The sequence below is a fragment of the Rhodococcus sp. NPDC003348 genome (assembly GCF_053589375.1).
In genome coordinates this window covers 80184-96890 of record NZ_JBSFRT010000003.1, presented here as the reverse complement: position 1 = coordinate 96890, position 16707 = coordinate 80184, and the positions used below count along the sequence as shown (strand labels likewise).

Here is a 16707-nt window from a genome sequence, read left to right as displayed (position 1 = left end):
GGCACGCCCTAAGCGAAGGTCAGCACCTGGGTGACCGGTCGGCGCGGGGTGTCGTTCAACGTCGCCGGGTGGGTCGGCGTGCCGACCCGGATCAGCAGTTGCGGGAACCCGGCCTCGGGGGCGAGCGCGTGGATGACGTCGCGGCTGCGATCGATGTCGGTCAGGTGGGTGAGCGGGCACGTGGCGAGCCGCTGCACCGTCGCCTCGAGCGAGACCACGGACAGGGCCTGACCGCACCGAACCCAGTCGGTGGGGCCGTCCCCCCGGGTGCTGAGCACCAGCACGGTCGATTCGTCGACCGCGTCATCACCCGGGACCGGTGCGGTGTGCGGGTCGGGGAACGTACGACCGACCGGCACCTTCGCGCGCTCGGCGCGGGTCGCCAGTGCGCTCTCCGGGATGCCCTCGGTCTCGAAGCTGTGCCCGGCCCACCAGTGCAGTTCGGCCTGGTAGGAGGCGTCGTATCGGCGTGCCGCGGAGCTCAGCTCGGTGGCCTCGGCCAGCGTGGGGCGGGTGTCGGCGGCCAGGAAGGTCACCGTCACGTCGTCGTCGGTGACGGTGCCGAGCAGTTTGTGCAGCAACGGGTTGTCGGGCAGCGGCGCGAACGCGGTGCGGTCGGTGCGGCGCCGCCGGATCGCGGCGAGCAGGTCGAAATCGTGCGACTGGGGTCGCGCATCCCGGCTGAAGCGGATCGTCGCCACCAGTTGCGGCTGTGCGGGGTCAGGGAGCAGGTCGACGTGGGCACACCAGCGCAGTGCCGTCAGCGCGACCGTCAGATGGTGCAGGGCCGCGCCGCAGCTGATGAGCAGCTGCCGGCCGCGCGGGTCGGCGGCAACCAGGAGGCGGCTGGGGTCGGCGTACAGGTCGAGCCGGCCTGCGTCGTAACGCCACAGCCACGGCTGACTGTTGTGCACCGACGGGGCCCGGCAGGCCAGGTCCACTGCGGTGCGTACGACATCGGTGTCGGGGATGATGGCGTCCATGGCGTGGTCCTCACGATCTTGTCCTTGTGGACAAGTCTCGGCCGGGCCGAATCCCGAGGCTAGGGTCGATGGTCCCGACTTCGTCGCCCGTCGTCCGAGCGCGGCGAATCGTGTTCCGGGCCGCCGGTCGGAAACCTCGATGTTCGGCGGCGGGAATTTCCTCGACCGTTTCTCGTTCGGACAATAGGAACGCATTGCGGGGGAGCAAACCGCCCCTTCCGGCACTGTTCGCTGATGGCGTAGCGCCGTCGGGAAACGAAACCCCTGGCTGCTGCGTTGGGACAGGTAAGCATGCAGACTGTCCCCGTCTTCAATGGGATGGAGGCGGCGCAGGTCGCATCACCGGCCACTAGAGTGGAGGTGCGGCTCGTAAATCCCGCTGGGGATCTACCCATAAAGAACGTGAGGGAGAGCGATGTTCGAGAGGTTCACCGACCGCGCACGGCGCGTTGTTGTCCTGGCCCAGGAAGAGGCCCGGATGCTCAACCACAACTACATCGGCACCGAACACATCCTGCTCGGCCTCATTCACGAGGGCGAGGGTGTGGCGGCGAAGTCGCTTGAGTCGTTGGGTATCTCCCTCGAGGGCGTGCGCAGCCAGGTGGAAGAGATCATCGGGCAGGGGCAGCAGGCCCCGTCCGGTCACATCCCGTTCACCCCGCGTGCGAAGAAGGTGCTGGAGCTGAGCCTGCGCGAGGCGCTGCAGCTCGGCCACAACTACATCGGCACCGAGCACATCCTGCTCGGCCTGATCCGTGAGGGCGAGGGCGTCGCCGCCCAGGTGCTGGTCAAGCTTGGCGCCGACCTGAACCGGGTCCGTCAGCAGGTCATCCAGCTGCTGTCCGGCTACCAGGGCAAGGAGCCTACGGAGACCGGCGGAGGCCGCGGCGAGGCAGGCACCCCGTCCACCTCGTTGGTTCTCGACCAGTTCGGCCGCAACCTGACGCAGGCCGCGCTCGAGGGCAAGCTCGACCCGGTCATCGGCCGCTCGAAAGAGATCGAGCGCGTCATGCAGGTGCTCAGCCGTCGCACCAAGAACAACCCGGTGCTGATCGGCGAGCCCGGCGTCGGCAAGACCGCCGTCGTCGAGGGCCTGGCGCAGGCCATCGTCAACGGCGAGGTCCCCGAGACCCTCAAGGACAAGCAGCTCTACACCCTCGACCTGGGTTCCCTGGTCGCGGGCAGCCGGTACCGCGGTGACTTCGAGGAACGCCTGAAGAAGGTCCTCAAGGAGATCAACACCCGCGGCGACATCATCCTGTTCATCGACGAGCTGCACACCCTGGTCGGTGCCGGCGCGGCCGAGGGCGCGATCGACGCGGCCTCGATCCTGAAGCCGAAGCTGGCCCGCGGCGAGCTGCAGACCATCGGTGCGACCACCCTCGACGAGTACCGCAAGTACATCGAGAAGGACGCCGCCCTCGAGCGCCGGTTCCAGCCGGTGCAGGTCGGTGAGCCGACGGTCGAGCACACCATCGAGATCCTCAAGGGTCTGCGGGACCGGTACGAGGCGCACCACCGCGTCTCGATCACCGACGGTGCGCTCGTCGCGGCGGCCACCCTCGCGGACCGCTACATCAACGACCGCTTCCTGCCGGACAAGGCGATCGACCTGATCGACGAGGCAGGCGCCCGGATGCGCATCCGCCGGATGACCGCGCCGCCGGACCTGCGCGAGTTCGACGACAAGATCGCCGACGCGCGCCGGGAGAAGGAGTCCGCGATCGATGCGCAGGACTTCGAGAAGGCCGCGAGCCTGCGCGACAAGGAGAAGCAGCTGGTCGCGCAGCGCGGCGAGCGGGAGAAGCAGTGGCGCTCCGGCGACCTCGACGTCATCGCCGAGGTCGACGACGAGCAGATCGCCGAGGTCCTGGGCAACTGGACCGGCATCCCGGTGTTCAAGCTCACCGAGGAGGAGACCACCCGTCTGCTCCGTATGGAGGACGAGCTGCACAAGCGGATCATCGGCCAGGAGGACGCCGTCAAGGCGGTCTCGAAGGCGATCCGCCGCACCCGTGCCGGCCTGAAGGATCCGAAGCGTCCGTCCGGTTCGTTCATCTTCGCCGGCCCGTCCGGTGTCGGTAAGACCGAGCTGTCCAAGGCGCTGGCGAACTTCCTGTTCGGCGACGACGACGCGCTCATCCAGATCGACATGGGCGAGTTCCACGACCGCTTCACCGCCTCGCGGCTGTTCGGTGCCCCTCCGGGTTACGTCGGCTACGAGGAGGGCGGCCAGCTCACCGAGAAGGTGCGGCGCAAGCCGTTCTCGGTGGTGCTGTTCGACGAGATCGAGAAGGCGCACCAGGAGATCTACAACACCCTCCTGCAGGTGCTCGAGGACGGCCGCCTCACCGACGGTCAGGGTCGCACGGTCGACTTCAAGAACACGGTGCTGATCTTCACCTCGAACCTGGGCACCGCCGACATCTCGAAGGCCGTCGGGCTGGGCTTCTCGTCCGGCAGCGGCAGCGAGTCGAACTACGAGCGCATGAAGCTCAAGGTTCACGACGAGCTCAAGAAGCACTTCCGTCCCGAGTTCCTCAACCGCATCGACGACATCATCGTCTTCCACCAGCTCACGCAGGAACAGATCATCGAGATGGTGGATCTGATGATCGGCCGTGTCGAGAAGCAGCTGAAGAACAAGGACATGGACATCGAGCTGACCGAGCAGGCGAAGGCGCTGCTCGCCAAGCGTGGCTTCGATCCGGTGCTGGGTGCGCGGCCGCTGCGTCGCACCATCCAGCGCGAGATCGAGGACCAGCTGTCGGAGAAGATCCTCTTCAACGAGCTGGGCCCGGGCCAGATCGTCCTGGTCGACGTCGAGGGCTGGGACGGCGAGGGTGCCGGCGAGAACGCGAAGTTCACGTTCACCGGAACCCCGAAGCCGGTCAAGGTTCCCGATTCGCCGGCCGAGGCGCTGGCGAGCGCAGGCGAGTCCGACACCGCCGCAGGCGAGTAGCCACAGCACACACCACGACGCCCCGGAAGCATCCGCTTCCGGGGCGTCGTGGTGTGTGGGTCGGTTGCCGGTTGCCGGTTGCCGGTTGCGGAGTTTCTTATGATCGAACGACGAACGATCGCAGGGGGCGCCGGTGTCCGAGCGCAGGCTCGTACGCGTGACCGCCGCGGCTGTGCTGGTGCTCGTCGCGGGGTTGGTGCAGGCCCTCGCCGTGCCGGTGGCCCATGCGCAGGGGGTGGTGTTGCCGACACCGACCGGACCGTACCCGGTCGGCAGTGCGGCACTGCACCTGATCGACGAAGGCCGCGCCGACCCCTGGCATCCTGACCGGCGCCGCGAACTGATGGTCACCGTGTGGTATCCGGCGCGGGACGTGGCCGGCCGTCCACGCGCCGGCTACACCGGTGCCGAGGCGGCTCTCGGCTACCCGCTCGGCGGGCGTCCCCTGACCGGAGTGACGGGGAACTCGTACGTCGGAGCCCCGGTCGACGATGCGCTCGGGGCGGTGCCGACCGTGCTGTTCTCGCCCGGCTTCGGCACCGCGCGCGGCGTATACACGGTGATGGCCGAGGAGCTCGCGAGCCGTGGCTTCGTGGTGGTCGCGATGGATCACACCTTCGAGACCCCGGCGGTGGCGTTCCCCGGTGAGCGCGTCGAGTACGTGGACACCGCGGTGCTGCGGGACGAGTCGATGATCGATGTCCGGGTCGCCGACAGCCGCTTCGTGCTCGACGATCTGTCCCGGATCGCGGCAGGCGTGAACCCGGACGCCGAGCAGGCCGCGCTCCCCGCTGGCCTCGCACAGGGCCTCGACCTCGACCGGGTCGGGATGTTCGGGCACTCGTACGGCGGGTACACAGCGGTGGAGGTGATGCGGGTGGACGCGCGCGTCGATGCCGTCGTCGACCTCGACGGAGCGATCGGGTCCGACGACGAGCCGTCGTCCGCGGTGACGGAGCCGCCGGATCGACCGGTCCTGCTGTTGGCGAGCGGGGCCACCTACCGGTCGAGGGGTGGCGGCCCGGTGACCTGGGATCCGACGTGGGGTCCGTTCCTGACGAACCACCGCGGCTGGGTGCGGGCGATTGCCCTACTCGACTCCGGGCACTTCAGTTATTCGGACCTACCCGTCTTCATCCCCATTGCCTCGGGGGTGTTGCCGTCGATCACCACCGCGGCCGGGATCGGCTCGCCCGAGCGCGCGATCGCGGTGCAGCGCGAGTACGTCCCCGCGATGTTCGACCGGTTTCTTCGTGATCGTGACGGCGCGCTCCTGGACGGTCCGTCACCGCGGTTCCCTGAAATGCGCTTCTGGGGGCAGTGACCGGGCCGCACCGGTCGGCCGGGTCGCCGGTGACGAGAGGCCCGACGGATCACCGCCGGCTTGCCGTCCGTGGGAAGTGCAGGCCGAGGCTACACCGGACCACGCGGTTTGCCACGGTGTTCCCCGGATCGATGGCGGAAGGTGCGGACGTGGTGTCCACTTGTACGGTGGCAACCCTCGTGGAGACCCGTCCCGCGCGTGCGTCGCTGGTGCTGACGACGCTGATTCTCGTTGCGGCCGTGGCGAATCTGAACCTTGCCGTCGCGAACGTCGCGCTGCCCGACATCGGGCGCGACTTCGACGCCAGTCAGACGTCGCTGAACCTGATCGCGGTCGGGTTCTCGCTGGGCCTGGCCGCGTCGGTGCTCTATCTCGGCGCGGTGGGGGACCGCTACGGCCGCAAGACGATGCTGGTGCTGGGCATGCTGCTGTCGCTGCCTGCCTGCCTGCTCGCCGGATTCGCGCCGAACGAGCAGGTGCTGTTTCTCGCCCGGGTGCTCGGCGGCCTCTCCGCGGGCATGGCCTACCCGACCACCCTCGCCCTGATCACCGCACTGTGGGCGGGCGCGGCACGAACCAAGGCGATCGCGTTGTGGTCGGCGATTGGCGGCGGGTTGTCCGCGCTGGGTCCGCTGGTCGCCGGGGCCCTGCTGGAATGGTTCTTCTGGGGTTCGGTGTTCCTGGTGACCATTCCGCTGGTGTTGGTGGCGCTCGCGATGACGATGGTGTTCGTGCCGAGCCACGTCAACGAGTCGTCCGATCCGGTCGACCATCTGGGAGGGATGGTGTCGGTGGTCCTGGTGGGTGCCCTTGTGCTCGGCATCAACTTCCTCCCCGTGGACGGGATGAAGACGACGGCTCTGGTCGCGCTCGGGATCGCGGCGGTCGCCGGGATCGTGTTCGTCCTCCGCCAGTTGCGCGCCCGCAACCCCCTGTTCGACCTGAGGATCGCCAGGCGCCGGATCTTCTGGGTCGCTGCAGTGGCGGGCATCATCGTGTTCGGCACGCTGATGGGGGCGATGTACGTCAGCCAGCAGTATCTGCAGAACGTGCTCGAGTATTCCACCATCGCGGCGGGATCGGCGGCGTTGCCCGCCGCGGTCGTCATGATCCTGGTCGCGCCGCACTCGGCCCGGCTCGTCGAGTCCAGGGGATCGCGGTTCACGCTGCTGACCGGGTACGTCGCCATTGTCGCGGGACTCGCGGTGGCGCTGCTGCTGTGGAATGAGGACGCCGACTACTGGGTGATCGCGCTCGGCTTCATGCTCCTCGGCGCAGGCGTGGGCCTGGCGGGAACCCCGGCGTCGCACTCCCTCACCGGGTCCGTCCCGGTGTCGCGTGCCGGAATGGCCTCCGGCACAGCCGATCTGCAGCGCGATCTCGGTGGTGCGATCGTGCAGTCCATCCTCGGTGCACTGCTCACCGCGGGATACACGGCGTCGTTCTCGGCCACCATCGCCGCGACCCCGCAGGCGTCCGAGGTCAGCGAGCAGACGCAAACCGCGTTGGAGAAGTCGTTCGCGGGGGCGGTGAACATTGCCGAGCGCTATCCGCAGTACGCGCAGCAGATCATCGCCGCGGCCCGTTCGGCCTTCCTCGAGGGCGACAACCGCGCGTACGCCGCCGCGATCGTGATCGTGCTGATCGGTGCCGCGCTGGTGTTCTTCGCGTTCCCCCGAGGGGATGCGGAGCGTGCACTGCTCGAGCGGTACGCGTCCGAGGACACCGCCGACGATCCGGACCGGAAGATGGCCGAGTCCTAGGCCGGTCGCCGGTGCGCCGAAAAGGGCGCTCGCGGGGGGCGGCCGGGACGAGACTGGTGGTGTCCGCTCGTCCGCCACTCGGAAGGAATCGCTCATGCCCACTCGTATCGCACGCACCGCATGGAACGGAACCCTCGAGCAGGGCTCCGGCCAGACCGAGCTGACCAGCTCGGGCCTGGCGACGTTCGACGTCTCCTTCCCGAAACGCGCCGCGGAGGAGGCGAATGGCGCCACCAGCCCCGAGGAGCTGATCGCGGCGGCACACTCGGCGTGCTACGCGATGCAGCTGTCGGCTCTGATCGGTGAGGCAGGCGGGGTGCCGCAGAGCCTGGAGGTCACCGCTGTCGTCGGTCTCGGCCCCGACGATCCCGGATTCAAGCTGACCGGGATCACGCTGACCGTCCGGGGTGAGGTCGAGGGTCTCGACGCCGACGGGTTCGCGCGGGTCGCGCAGGCGGCGAAGGAGACGTGCCCGGTCAGCAAGGCGTTGACGGGTGTGCCGATCACCCTGGACGCGGCGCTCGTTTGATCGCTGTACAAAAGATTGATCCTCGCAAAATGGCGTGAGCTCATTTATCATGGATTTCGCCGCGCCGATGCGTGAAGACGCCGTGAGACGCGGAATTCCCTTTGAAAAAATGGCACATCGTGAGACTTCGGTTAATCCGTCGCCTCGGACCAACGACTGCCGCCGAAGTGAGGATCGAATAACGTGGCCAACTCCGTCAAGGCTCCCGCCCGCCATCTCGTCGCGAAGATTGCCCTGGTAGGGGCGCTTGCTGCTGTGCCGCTCGGCTTCGCCGCCCCGGCGTTCGCAGTAGGCACCCATGCCGGCAGCTGCAATTTCAACGGGAACGTGAAGTGGGTGAAGGATTGCCCCGACGCGAAGTAGGAGTGAAATCGCGCGGCACCGAACAATTTCAATCGATGTAAGAAAACTGCCCCGGGCACCGAATGGTTCCCGGGGCAGTTCGTATTTGCGCCTGTGACGCAATCGGGATTCGGTCACCTGTCCGGCGCCTGATGCCGGGACGACCCGGCCGACGGGCCCTGGAACAAAACTCACGGTGATCGATGTTTCAACCAGTCGTGAGCCTCGAATCCGTTGACCCGTCCGCCCCCGTCGTGCTGGAGGTGTGGTCCGACATCGCCTGTCCGTGGTGCTACATCGGCAAGAAGCGGTTCGAGACCGCTCTCGCGCAGTTCCCGCACCGCGATCAGGTGCAGGTCGTGTGGCGGTCCTACCTGCTCTCCCCGGACACCCCGGTCGGACTGCGGCGCCCCGAGATCGACGCACTCGTCGAGATGAAGGGCATGCCCGCTGATCAGGTGAAGCAGATGTTCGCGCACGTCGCGAGCACCGCCGCCGCCGACGGGCTGACGATGGACTTCGAGACCGTCATCGCGGCCAACACCTTCGACGCGCACCGGCTCGTCCACTTCGCAGGCGACCGCGGTGAGGACCTGATGGCCGCGCTGTTCCGCGCCCACTTCGAACAGGGTCGAGTCGTCGACGACCGCGACGAGCTGGTCGCGATCGCCGCGGAGGCCGGGCTCGACGCCGACGCCGTCCGCTCTGCCCTCGATTCCGACGCCGAGGCCGACCGCGTGCGTGACGATCTCGCGCAGGCCCGCGCGCTCGGTATCTCCGGGGTTCCGTTCTTCGTCGCCAACCGGGCGATCGGTGTCTCCGGCGCCCAGCCCGTCGAGGTCTTCACCCAGCTGCTGGAGAAGGCCTACGCCGACGCGAGTCCGATCGTCACCCTCGCCGGTGCCGCCGACGCGGACGGCACCTGCACCGACGGCTCCTGCGCCGTCTGAGGCGCCAGACCCCACCAACGGCTGAAGGGCACCTTCGTTCGGACAATGCGAACGACGGTGCCCTTCAGGCAGGTGGGGACGGGTCAGCGCGTGCCGGCGAGCGCGGGCTGCATACGGGTCGCGCGCTCGGTGAGGAACGCGAACCCGAGTCCGAGGGCCAGCCACAGCGTCGCCTGGATGGCGAGCGACGAGATGCGGAATTCCCACAGGAGTGTCGCGGGGAAGTCCTCGCCGACCTCGTTGATGCCGGGCATCACGACGTAGCCGACGGCGACGACCGCGAGGAATGCCAGCACCGGGGCCGCGACCTGGATGGACAGGTAGCCGGTGGACGCCACCAGGCGTGCGACGTAGACGGCCACGGCCACCGCGAACAGACCCAGGACGACCGACGCGAGCCACAGCCAGGTGCGCTGGTTGATGGTGTCCGGGTCGCCGACGGCGGGCGGGTTCGCCGGGTACTTGAAGAACGGCACCGCCTCGATCGCGAGCCAGCCCGCACCGGCCAGTGCCAATGCCAGCACCGGGCCGGACAGCGTGGTGACTCGGCGTGCGTAGTGGGCGACGACCGCGAAGATCGCGCCCAGAGCCAGGCCGGCGAGCGTGGTCGCGAGGAACAGCCCCGCCCGCTGGCCGTCGCGGCTGACCAGGGCGTCGTCGCCGTGGGAGTGGCCCGCCGTTGCACCGGCCTCGGCGTCGCCGTGGTCGTGTGCCGCCGTGGTGTCGTGCGCGTGCTCCTCGGCCGGGGCGGAGGCGGCTTCCTCGATCGCGATGGCCGCGTCGACGTGCGGTTCGCCGATCACGAACGCGACGGCACCGGCCAACAGGCCTGCGACGAGGCCGGCCAGCAGGCCGCGGACGAGGAGTTTCGTGAAAGTGTCGGTCAGTGGCACGGCAGTCCCAGCAGGTGTCGACCGTCATGCATGAGTTCGTGCATGTACATGCCGGTGCGCGAGACCGCGCCCTGGTCGAAACCGACCAGGTACAGGGTCAGCATCGCGAGCAGGACCACGCCCGCGATGATCAGGGCAACACCGACCGACTCGGTCGACCTGCTGGGGGTGTGAACAACAGCCATCGTTCCTCCTTGGGATTACGCGTCCCTCAAAGCACAGGCGATGACGACGGTGTCTGGCTGTCGAGGAAGCCCTCGATTACAGTGGCGCGACCGCTCCGGACTCGTACCGGATTCCCGTCGGGCATCGCAATTACTCGCGCACTGTCGCACCGACCTGCCTCCGCTGTCAATCGGGACACGGCGCCACCGCCCGATCCCTCGGCGGCCCGGAAGGTGTCCGGGCCGCCCGTCGGGAGGCTCAGGAGGGAACCTTGTCGAGGAACCCGAGCACGTGCACGAGCCGTCCCGCCTCGTCGTGCTCGACGACGTCGAAGCCCTCGATCAGGTCCTCGGCGCCGGTGGGCCCGAGCTGCCAACCGAACCGCGCCTGCTCGTGGTGGCCGTCCACCGGGCCGCGGAGCCGGAAGCGCATCGCGGGGAACCGCTCCTGTACCGCGTCGATCGTCGCGTCGATCTCCGCGTGACCGCACGCCGCGACCGTCGGGTCGACGTAGCGACCGTCCGGCGCCCATAGTTCCTCGATCGCGGTGCGGCGCGCGCCGGGGTCGGTTTCGTTCCAGACCGCGATGTACCTGGCGGCGAGGGTGTCGAAGTCGCTCATGGGAGCCTCTTTCGATCGGTTGTGCCGGCCCGGGTGGCCGACTGACGAGACCACTGTGCGGCCGGTGCGGCCGGTCGTCGATTACCCGGGAGGTAATGGATCCGCCTCCCCGGTCGCGCTTAGGCTCGGGCGATGACCACACTCGTGGGACGGGATCGGCCGGTCGGTGATCTGTTGCGCCACTGGCGTGAACACCGACGGATGAGTCAGCTGGAACTGGCCGGCCGTGCCGAGGTGTCGGCCCGGCATGTCAGTTTCCTCGAGACGGGGCGTTCGCGCCCGACCCGGGCGATGCTGTTGAGGCTCAGTGAACAGCTGGACATTCCACTGCGGGAACGTAATTCGCTCTTCCTTGCGGCGGGCTTCGCGCCCGCCTACCCGGAGCATGCGCTCGGTGACGTCCCGATGGCCTCGGTGGCGCGGGCGATCTCGCAGATCCTGCACGCACATCTGCCTTCCCCGGCGGTGGTCGTGGACCGGCACTGGCACCTGGTGGACGGCAACGACGCGGTCGCGCTGCTGGTCGACGGCTGCTCTGCGGACCTGCTCGAGCCCCCGGTCAACGTACTGCGCCTGAGTCTGCACCCGGAGGGCATGGCCCCGAGGATCGTGAACCTCGGCCAGTGGCGAGCCCACGTGCTGCGCCGCCTCGAGCACCAGATTGCCGCGACCGGCGACCCGGTGCTCGGTGGTCTCGCCACCGAGCTCGCGGGCTATCCGTGCGCCGATCCCGCGGTCGAACCGGAGCCGGGCGCGCTGGTGGTGCCGATCCGAATCCGTACGGCGGCAGGTGAACTGGCACTCCTGAGCGCAACGACGGTGTTCGGGACGCCGCTCGACGTCACCGTGGCGGAGCTGGCGATCGAGACGTTCCACGCCGCCGACGAACGCACGGCCGAGGCGCTGCGTCGGTTCGCGGGTTGACGGCGCGCCGGCCGCCGCGAAAGCGCGCGGCCGGCGCTGCCGGAAGGGGGTGGGTCAGGCCTGCTTCGCCGCGACGTCGAGGACGACCTCGAACTCGAGCAGCGAGGCGCCGGTCGCGACCGGCTTCTTGGCCTCGCCGGCGTGCGCGGCGCGGGCGTCGCCGTCACGCCATGCGGCGAAGGCGTCCTCGGACTCCCACTGGGTCACGACGAAGTAGCGGGTCTCACCGCCCGTCGGACGCAGCAGCTGGAAGCCGAGGAACCCCGGCGAGTTCTCCACGGTGCCCGCGCGCTGCGCGAACCGCTTCTCCAGCTCCGGACCGGCGCCCTCGGGCACCTCGATTGCGTTGATCTTCACGACTGCCATGGCCGCGAGGGTACTCCCGCCGGGCCCGGTGCCGGCCGGTTCAGCCCGCGGCGGCGGTGTCGGGTTCGCCGAGATGTTCGGTCAGTACCGCCAGTTGGATCTTGCCGGCGTCGGCATGCACCTCGCGTCCGGCGTCGGTGACGTCGACGAAGACGCCTCGACGGTCGGATTCGCACAGCGATCGCGACACCAGGCCGGCCTTCTCGAGCCGGGCGACGCTGCGGGAGAGGGCGCTCGGGCTGAGGTACATGTCGGCGGCCAGTTCCTGCATCCGTGGATGCGTGCAGGTCACCGACACCAGGCGGTCCAGCGTCTCGAAGTCGCTCATGCTCAGCCCGTGTGCGCTCTGCATCTGCCGGTCGAGCTCGCATGCGATGCCGTTGTACCGGCTGAGCAGGGCGCGCCAACTGTCGCGCAGCTCCGCTTCTGTCGTCATGGCCGCATCCTAGTTCGGCCTCCGGATCGGTGCAAGCAAAATAAATGCAAAGGAAATTTATGCTTGTGCATTGATTGCGTGTGCATCTAATCTTGCCGACGTGACTGTCACCGGAACCACCTCGAACCTGACAACGCCGGATTCCCCAGCTCCCGAACAGGGTTGGACCGGCCGCCTCTGGGGGATCCTCGCGGTGCTCTGCGTCGTGATGTTCCTCGACGGACTCGACGTCTCCATGGTCGGCGTCGCGCTCCCGTCCATCGGTGCCGAACTCGGCCTCGACACCACCTCGCTGCAATGGATCATCAATGGCTACGTGCTCGGTTTCGGTGGCCTGCTGCTGCTCGGTGGGCGCACCGCCGACCTGCTCGGCCGCCGCCGCGTCTTTCTCGTGGCACTGTCCGTCTTCGCGGTCGCGTCGCTGATCGGAGGCGTCGTCGACAACGGAACCCTGCTCATCGTGACGCGGTTCGTGAAGGGCCTCGCCGCGGCGTTCACCGCTCCGACCGCGATGTCGATCCTGACCACGACGTTCCGGGAGGGTTCCGCCCGCAACCGGGCGCTGTCGATCTTCTCGGTCTTCGGCGCGAGTGGCTACTCGTCCGGACTGATCCTCGGCGGTCTGCTCACCAGCGCGGGCTGGCGGTGGACGTTCCTGATGCCGGTGCCGTTCGCGGTCGCCGCGCTCGCGGCGGCGTGGGTGCTGATCCCGAAGGACCGTCCGGCCGACAGCGGAGGGCACGACCTCGTCGGCGCGGTCACCCTCGTCACGGGAATGCTGCTCACCGTCTACACCGTGGTGTCCGCACCGTCCCGCGGATGGGCAGATCCGCTCACCCTCGGATCGTTCGTACTCGCTGCGGCCCTGCTGATCTCGTTCTTCGCGATCGAGAACCGGGTGCCGCACCCGCTGGTGCGGCTGAGCATCCTGCGGGTCGGGACCATCGTGCGGGCCAACCTTGCCGTCGTCGCGCTGTTCGGCTCCTACCTGAGCTTCCAGTTCATGATGACGATCTTCCTGCAGTCTGTATTGGGCTGGTCGCCGTTGAAGATGGCGCTGGCGCTGCTGCCGACCGGGTTGATCGTCGCGGTGACATCGCCGTTCGTCGGTCGGCCGATCGACCGGTTCGGAACCTCCCCGATGATCCTGGCCGCGCTCACCTCGCTCAGCCTGGGCTACCTGTGGTTCCTGTTCGTCGGCAGTGATCAGCCGACGTACGCGGTGGCGATCCTGCCCGCCGCGATCCTCCTCGGCATCGGGTTCGCACTCGGTTTCACCTCGATCATGGCGCAGGCCACCGCCGGTGTGGACGACGCGGAGCAGGGCTTGGCCTCGGGGTTGGTGCAAACCTCCGCCCAGGTCGGCGCCGCGCTCGTGTTGGCACTGACCACCGCGCTGGTCACCGCCGGATCGCATGCCGGGGGATCGGCCGGCGCCGGTTTCGACCAGTTCCGGCCCGGTCTCGTCCTGGTGACCGGTGTGGCGCTGGTCGGTCTGGCGATCACCGTCGCACCGTCGATCCGGCGCCGGAGATACACCGCGGTCCCCACGCCCTGGCAGGACTGATCGGAGTTGTTCACCGATGTGGCGCGGCACCGGGCTAGCCTCGGTGCCGTGCTGCATGACGAGGGTGGGACCGGCCGGCCGATTCTGTTGCTCCACGGGCTGATGGGCAGCGCCCGAACCTGGCGTCGACACGTGCCATGGCTGCGCGATCACGGCCACGTGTACACGTTCGACGCGGCCGGGCACGGCCGCCCGGCGCCGACGGAACTGACCACCGAGGCGTTCGTCGCCGACCTTGCGTCCGCGCTGGACCCGATCGACGAGCCGATGGCCGTGATCGGTCACTCGATGGGCGGACTGCACGGCTGGTGTTTCGCCGCCGCCCACCCCGGCCGGGTGCGGGCACTGGTCGTCGAGGACATGGCGCCCGATTTTCGGGGGCGAACCGCAGCGGAGTGGGCGGCGATGATCGGGTCCTGGCCGACCCCGTTCCGCGACGAGCAGCACATGGTCGAGTTCTTCGGACCCGTTGCCGCGCAGTACTTCATGGACTCGTTCGACCGCCGCGACGACGGCTACCACCTGCACGGCGAGGTGCCCGTCTGGCGCGACATCTCCGAGGAGTGGGGCACCCGCGACTTCTGGTCGCAGTGGGCGGAGGTGCAGGCGCCCGCGCTGCTGCTCGAAGGCGAGTTCACCATCACCCCGGCGGGGCAGATGCGGGAGATGGCGCGGATGCCGAGGAGGGCCGAGACCCGCTACGAGTGGGTCGCCGGTGCGGGACATCTCGTGCACGACGACCGGCCCGCCGAGTACCGCGCGGCTGTCGAGACCTTCCTCGCCGACGTCGACCGGCCGTAGTCGCCCGGTAGCACCGAACTCCGGTTCGCGCTGGTGTCGGACGGCTTGGATACGGTTGCGCCATGGCAACTCCCAGCGACTTCGACGCCCTCCGCCCCGTCCTTCTCGTCACCGGGGACAACGGCTCCAGCATCATCTACTCGCCCGGTGGGCCCGAATACCATCAGCACCGAACGGCGCTGGAGGCACATGGAATCGAGGGTTCCGGCTACGACTTCTCGGGGGCACTCCAGGCGGTGCTGACGGATCGGTCCCCGGCGACACTCGACGCGGTGGGCTTCGATCCCGAGGGCGGCATGGTCAGCGTGTACGGCAACGACCTCGACGCCCTGCTGATCGCCGCACGGACCCTGCACACCCTGGTTCTGGACGCCGACGCGCTGGGGGCCGCTCTCGCCCGCTCGATCGAGCTCGGCCTCGACGACTAGGGCGAAACCGACTGGGGCGAAACCGACTGGGGCGAAACCGGCTGGGCGAACCGACTCAGCCCTCCCCGGCGAGGGCGAAGAGCCCGTCCTCGGTCTGCTCGATCAGTCCGTCGACGAGCAGCGAGTCCAGTGCCCGGTCCCGCTGTGCGACGTCGGTGAGCCAGACCTGGTCCAGCCGTGCGCGTTCCACGGGTCCGTGACTGTCCCGCAGGACGTCGAGGAGGCGGCCGCGCACTTGCCTGTCGGTGCCCGCGAACTTCTGCACCCTGCGCGGCGGTCCGGTGTGCGCGGGCCGTCCGGCCGCCACCCACGCACAGTCGTCGAGCGGGCAGCGTCCGCAGTCGGGGGTGCGGGCCGTGCACACGGTCGCCCCCAGTTCCATCAGCGCCGCCGAGAACACCGCCGCGCGGGCCCGGGTCCGCGGCAGCAGCACCGCCGCGTCGGCGAGGTCCCGGTTCGTCGACGGGTTCCCCGGTTCGGCGGCCCCGTGCACGGCGCGGGCGATGACCCGCCGAACGTTGGTGTCCACCACCGGAACCCGCTGTCCGTAGGCGAAGCACGCGACGGCCCGGGCGGTGTACGCGCCGATGCCGGGCAGGGACAGCAGCACGTCCACGTCGTCCGGCACCACGTCGCCGTGTTCGGCGGCGAGCACGCCCGCGCACTCGTGCAGGCGCAGCGCCCGGCGCGGGTAGCCGAGCTTGCCCCACGCCCGGAGCACCTCGCCCTGGCCCGCCGCGGCCATCGCCGACGGCACCGGCCAGCGCGCCACCCACTGCTCCCAGATCGGCGCCACCCGGGCGACCGGGGTCTGCTGGAGCATGATCTCGCTCATCAGGATGTGCCAGGCCGTGACCCCGTCGTGCCGCCACGGCAGGTCACGCGCCGCACGCTCGTACCAGCCGATCAGTGCGCTGGATTTCACCGGATCGTCACTCTGCCCTTCGCTGTTTCGCCAGGTCGCCACCATGTCCGTTTCGGGGAGGGGTGCACAATGGCTGACATGCCCAATTCGAACCCCATTTCAGCCTGGAAGGCCCTCAAGGAGGGTAACGAGCGGTTCGTCAGTGACCAGCCGCTGCATCCCAGCCAGGGCATCGCCGACCGAGCGGAGCTCGTCAAGGGACAACATCCCACCGCGGTGCTGTTCGGATGCGGGGACTCCCGCGTCGCCGCCGAGATCATCTTCGACCAGGGGCTCGGCGACATGTTCGTCGTGCGTACCGCAGGTCACACCATCGACACCGCCGTCCTCGGATCGATCGAGTACGCGGTCGGTGAACTCAACGTGCCGCTGATCGTCGTGTTCGGCCACGACAGCTGCGGGGCGGTCGCCGCGACGCTCAAGGCACTCGACGACGGCGAGGTCCCCGGCGGGTTCATCCGCAGCCTCGTCGAACGAGTCACCCCGTCGATCCTGATGGGCCGTAACGAGGGACTGAGCACCGTCGACGAGCTCGAAGGCCGGCACGTGATCGAGACGGGCCGCCTGCTCATGGACCGGTCCCGGATCATCGCCGAGAAGGTCGAGAAGGGCACTTGCGCGATCGTCGGTGTCACCTACACGCTGGCCGACGGCAGCGTGAAGCTGATCAGTGTGGTCGGCGACGTCGGAGAGACCGCAGACGAAAGCTGACCGGAGGCCTGACACGC

The 16707-nt window shown here is 68.8% G+C and carries 18 protein-coding genes and 1 riboswitch; of the genes, 11 read left to right on the top strand and 7 right to left on the bottom strand.

Features of this window, described 5'->3' with window-relative positions:
* Nucleotides 1-8: 8 nt before the first annotated feature.
* Complete coding sequence (locus ACWDU4_RS02910) at nt 9-983, bottom strand: Acg family FMN-binding oxidoreductase (RefSeq protein WP_450112344.1); 975 nt, start codon at nt 981-983, stop codon at nt 9-11.
* 415 nt (nt 984-1398) lie between these two features.
* Between ACWDU4_RS02910 and ACWDU4_RS02905 the strand changes: the two genes are divergently transcribed.
* The 6 genes from ACWDU4_RS02905 (at nt 1399) to ACWDU4_RS02880 (ending at nt 8853) form a co-directional block, all read left to right on the top strand.
* Nucleotides 1399-3945 (top strand): ATP-dependent Clp protease ATP-binding subunit, encoded by a 2547-nt coding sequence (locus ACWDU4_RS02905; protein ID WP_450112343.1) that lies wholly within the window; start codon nt 1399-1401, stop codon nt 3943-3945.
* 157 nt (nt 3946-4102) lie between these two features.
* Nucleotides 4103-5269, top strand: coding sequence for an alpha/beta hydrolase family protein (locus tag ACWDU4_RS02900; protein WP_450112342.1), 1167 nt, complete (start codon nt 4103-4105; stop codon nt 5267-5269).
* Between the two features lie 131 nt (nt 5270-5400).
* A complete protein-coding gene (locus tag ACWDU4_RS02895) occupies nt 5401-7032 on the top strand; it encodes an MFS transporter (protein ID WP_450112341.1) in 1632 nt (543 codons plus the stop codon).
* A 94-nt stretch (nt 7033-7126) separates the two neighbouring features.
* A complete protein-coding gene (locus tag ACWDU4_RS02890) occupies nt 7127-7561 on the top strand; it encodes an OsmC family peroxiredoxin (protein ID WP_450112340.1) in 435 nt (144 codons plus the stop codon).
* A 183-nt stretch (nt 7562-7744) separates the two neighbouring features.
* Nucleotides 7745-7924, top strand: coding sequence for a hypothetical protein (locus ACWDU4_RS02885; RefSeq protein ID WP_450112339.1), 180 nt, complete (start codon nt 7745-7747; stop codon nt 7922-7924).
* 182 nt (nt 7925-8106) lie between these two features.
* Nucleotides 8107-8853: a DsbA family oxidoreductase gene (locus ACWDU4_RS02880; protein WP_450112338.1), complete on the top strand. Its 747-nt coding sequence runs from the start codon at nt 8107-8109 to the stop codon at nt 8851-8853.
* Nucleotides 8854-8936: 83 nt separating this feature from the next.
* On the opposite strand, the gene ACWDU4_RS02875 is transcribed toward ACWDU4_RS02880, so the two are convergent.
* The 3 genes from ACWDU4_RS02875 to ACWDU4_RS02865 all read right to left on the bottom strand — a co-directional run bounded on the left by ACWDU4_RS02875 (nt 8937) and on the right by ACWDU4_RS02865 (nt 10532).
* Nucleotides 8937-9746 carry a CbtA family protein gene (locus ACWDU4_RS02875; RefSeq protein ID WP_450112337.1) on the bottom strand — a complete coding sequence of 270 codons (810 nt, stop codon included), beginning with the start codon at nt 9744-9746 and terminating at the stop codon, nt 8937-8939.
* A complete protein-coding gene (locus ACWDU4_RS02870) occupies nt 9737-9931 on the bottom strand; it encodes a CbtB domain-containing protein (protein WP_450112336.1) in 195 nt (64 codons plus the stop codon). Before ACWDU4_RS02870 ends, ACWDU4_RS02875 begins: the two co-directional genes overlap by 10 nt.
* Nucleotides 9932-9958: 27 nt before the next feature.
* Nucleotides 9959-10076, bottom strand: a riboswitch (cobalamin riboswitch).
* A 93-nt stretch (nt 10077-10169) separates the two neighbouring features.
* A complete protein-coding gene (locus tag ACWDU4_RS02865) occupies nt 10170-10532 on the bottom strand; it encodes a nuclear transport factor 2 family protein (RefSeq protein ID WP_450112335.1) in 363 nt (120 codons plus the stop codon).
* 132 nt (nt 10533-10664) lie between these two features.
* Here ACWDU4_RS02865 and ACWDU4_RS02860 point away from each other — a divergent pair, with 132 nt between their 5' ends.
* Nucleotides 10665-11456 (top strand): helix-turn-helix domain-containing protein, encoded by a 792-nt coding sequence (locus ACWDU4_RS02860; RefSeq protein WP_450112334.1) that lies wholly within the window; start codon nt 10665-10667, stop codon nt 11454-11456.
* Between the two features lie 54 nt (nt 11457-11510).
* Here the strand turns inward: ACWDU4_RS02860 and ACWDU4_RS02855 are convergent, their stop codons facing one another.
* Complete coding sequence (locus ACWDU4_RS02855; protein ID WP_450112333.1) at nt 11511-11822, bottom strand: antibiotic biosynthesis monooxygenase family protein; 312 nt, start codon at nt 11820-11822, stop codon at nt 11511-11513.
* 40 nt (nt 11823-11862) lie between these two features.
* The gene (locus tag ACWDU4_RS02850; RefSeq protein WP_450112332.1) at nt 11863-12258 is read right to left on the bottom strand and encodes a MarR family winged helix-turn-helix transcriptional regulator; all 396 of its coding nucleotides are present in this window, start codon (nt 12256-12258) and stop codon (nt 11863-11865) included.
* Between the two features lie 100 nt (nt 12259-12358).
* Between ACWDU4_RS02850 and ACWDU4_RS02845 the strand changes: the two genes are divergently transcribed.
* The 3 genes from ACWDU4_RS02845 to ACWDU4_RS02835 all read left to right on the top strand — a co-directional run bounded on the left by ACWDU4_RS02845 (nt 12359) and on the right by ACWDU4_RS02835 (nt 15054).
* Nucleotides 12359-13825 carry an MFS transporter gene (locus ACWDU4_RS02845; RefSeq protein ID WP_450112331.1) on the top strand — a complete coding sequence of 489 codons (1467 nt, stop codon included), beginning with the start codon at nt 12359-12361 and terminating at the stop codon, nt 13823-13825.
* Between the two features lie 48 nt (nt 13826-13873).
* Complete coding sequence (locus ACWDU4_RS02840; RefSeq protein WP_450112330.1) at nt 13874-14626, top strand: alpha/beta fold hydrolase; 753 nt, start codon at nt 13874-13876, stop codon at nt 14624-14626.
* A 62-nt stretch (nt 14627-14688) separates the two neighbouring features.
* Nucleotides 14689-15054 (top strand): Imm51 family immunity protein, encoded by a 366-nt coding sequence (locus tag ACWDU4_RS02835; protein ID WP_450112329.1) that lies wholly within the window; start codon nt 14689-14691, stop codon nt 15052-15054.
* Between the two features lie 55 nt (nt 15055-15109).
* Here the strand turns inward: ACWDU4_RS02835 and ACWDU4_RS02830 are convergent, their stop codons facing one another.
* Nucleotides 15110-16024, bottom strand: coding sequence for an A/G-specific adenine glycosylase (locus tag ACWDU4_RS02830; RefSeq protein ID WP_450112328.1), 915 nt, complete (start codon nt 16022-16024; stop codon nt 15110-15112).
* Nucleotides 16025-16057: 33 nt separating this feature from the next.
* On the opposite strand from ACWDU4_RS02830, the gene ACWDU4_RS02825 reads away from it, so the two are divergent.
* The gene (locus ACWDU4_RS02825; RefSeq protein ID WP_450112327.1) at nt 16058-16690 is read left to right on the top strand and encodes a carbonic anhydrase; all 633 of its coding nucleotides are present in this window, start codon (nt 16058-16060) and stop codon (nt 16688-16690) included.
* Nucleotides 16691-16707 lie beyond the last annotated feature (17 nt).

Excerpts from the sequence above, each read along its gene's own strand:
- ACWDU4_RS02855 (WP_450112333.1), bottom strand. The coding sequence starts at position 11,822 with ATGGCAGTCGTGAAGATCAACGCAATCGAGGTGCCCGAGGGCGCCGGT.
- ACWDU4_RS02825 (WP_450112327.1), top strand. The coding sequence starts at position 16,058 with ATGCCCAATTCGAACCCCATTTCAGCCTGGAAGGCCCTCAAGGAGGGT.
- ACWDU4_RS02905 (WP_450112343.1), top strand. The coding sequence starts at position 1,399 with ATGTTCGAGAGGTTCACCGACCGCGCACGGCGCGTTGTTGTCCTGGCC.
- ACWDU4_RS02830 (WP_450112328.1), bottom strand. The coding sequence starts at position 16,024 with ATGGTGGCGACCTGGCGAAACAGCGAAGGGCAGAGTGACGATCCGGTG.
- ACWDU4_RS02880 (WP_450112338.1), top strand. The coding sequence starts at position 8,107 with ATGTTTCAACCAGTCGTGAGCCTCGAATCCGTTGACCCGTCCGCCCCC.
- ACWDU4_RS02865 (WP_450112335.1), bottom strand. The coding sequence starts at position 10,532 with ATGAGCGACTTCGACACCCTCGCCGCCAGGTACATCGCGGTCTGGAAC.
- ACWDU4_RS02910 (WP_450112344.1), bottom strand. The coding sequence starts at position 983 with ATGGACGCCATCATCCCCGACACCGATGTCGTACGCACCGCAGTGGAC.
- ACWDU4_RS02850 (WP_450112332.1), bottom strand. The coding sequence starts at position 12,258 with ATGACGACAGAAGCGGAGCTGCGCGACAGTTGGCGCGCCCTGCTCAGC.
- ACWDU4_RS02895 (WP_450112341.1), top strand. The coding sequence starts at position 5,401 with ATGGCGGAAGGTGCGGACGTGGTGTCCACTTGTACGGTGGCAACCCTC.
- ACWDU4_RS02835 (WP_450112329.1), top strand. The coding sequence starts at position 14,689 with ATGGCAACTCCCAGCGACTTCGACGCCCTCCGCCCCGTCCTTCTCGTC.
- ACWDU4_RS02860 (WP_450112334.1), top strand. The coding sequence starts at position 10,665 with ATGACCACACTCGTGGGACGGGATCGGCCGGTCGGTGATCTGTTGCGC.
- ACWDU4_RS02890 (WP_450112340.1), top strand. The coding sequence starts at position 7,127 with ATGCCCACTCGTATCGCACGCACCGCATGGAACGGAACCCTCGAGCAG.
- ACWDU4_RS02870 (WP_450112336.1), bottom strand. The coding sequence starts at position 9,931 with ATGGCTGTTGTTCACACCCCCAGCAGGTCGACCGAGTCGGTCGGTGTT.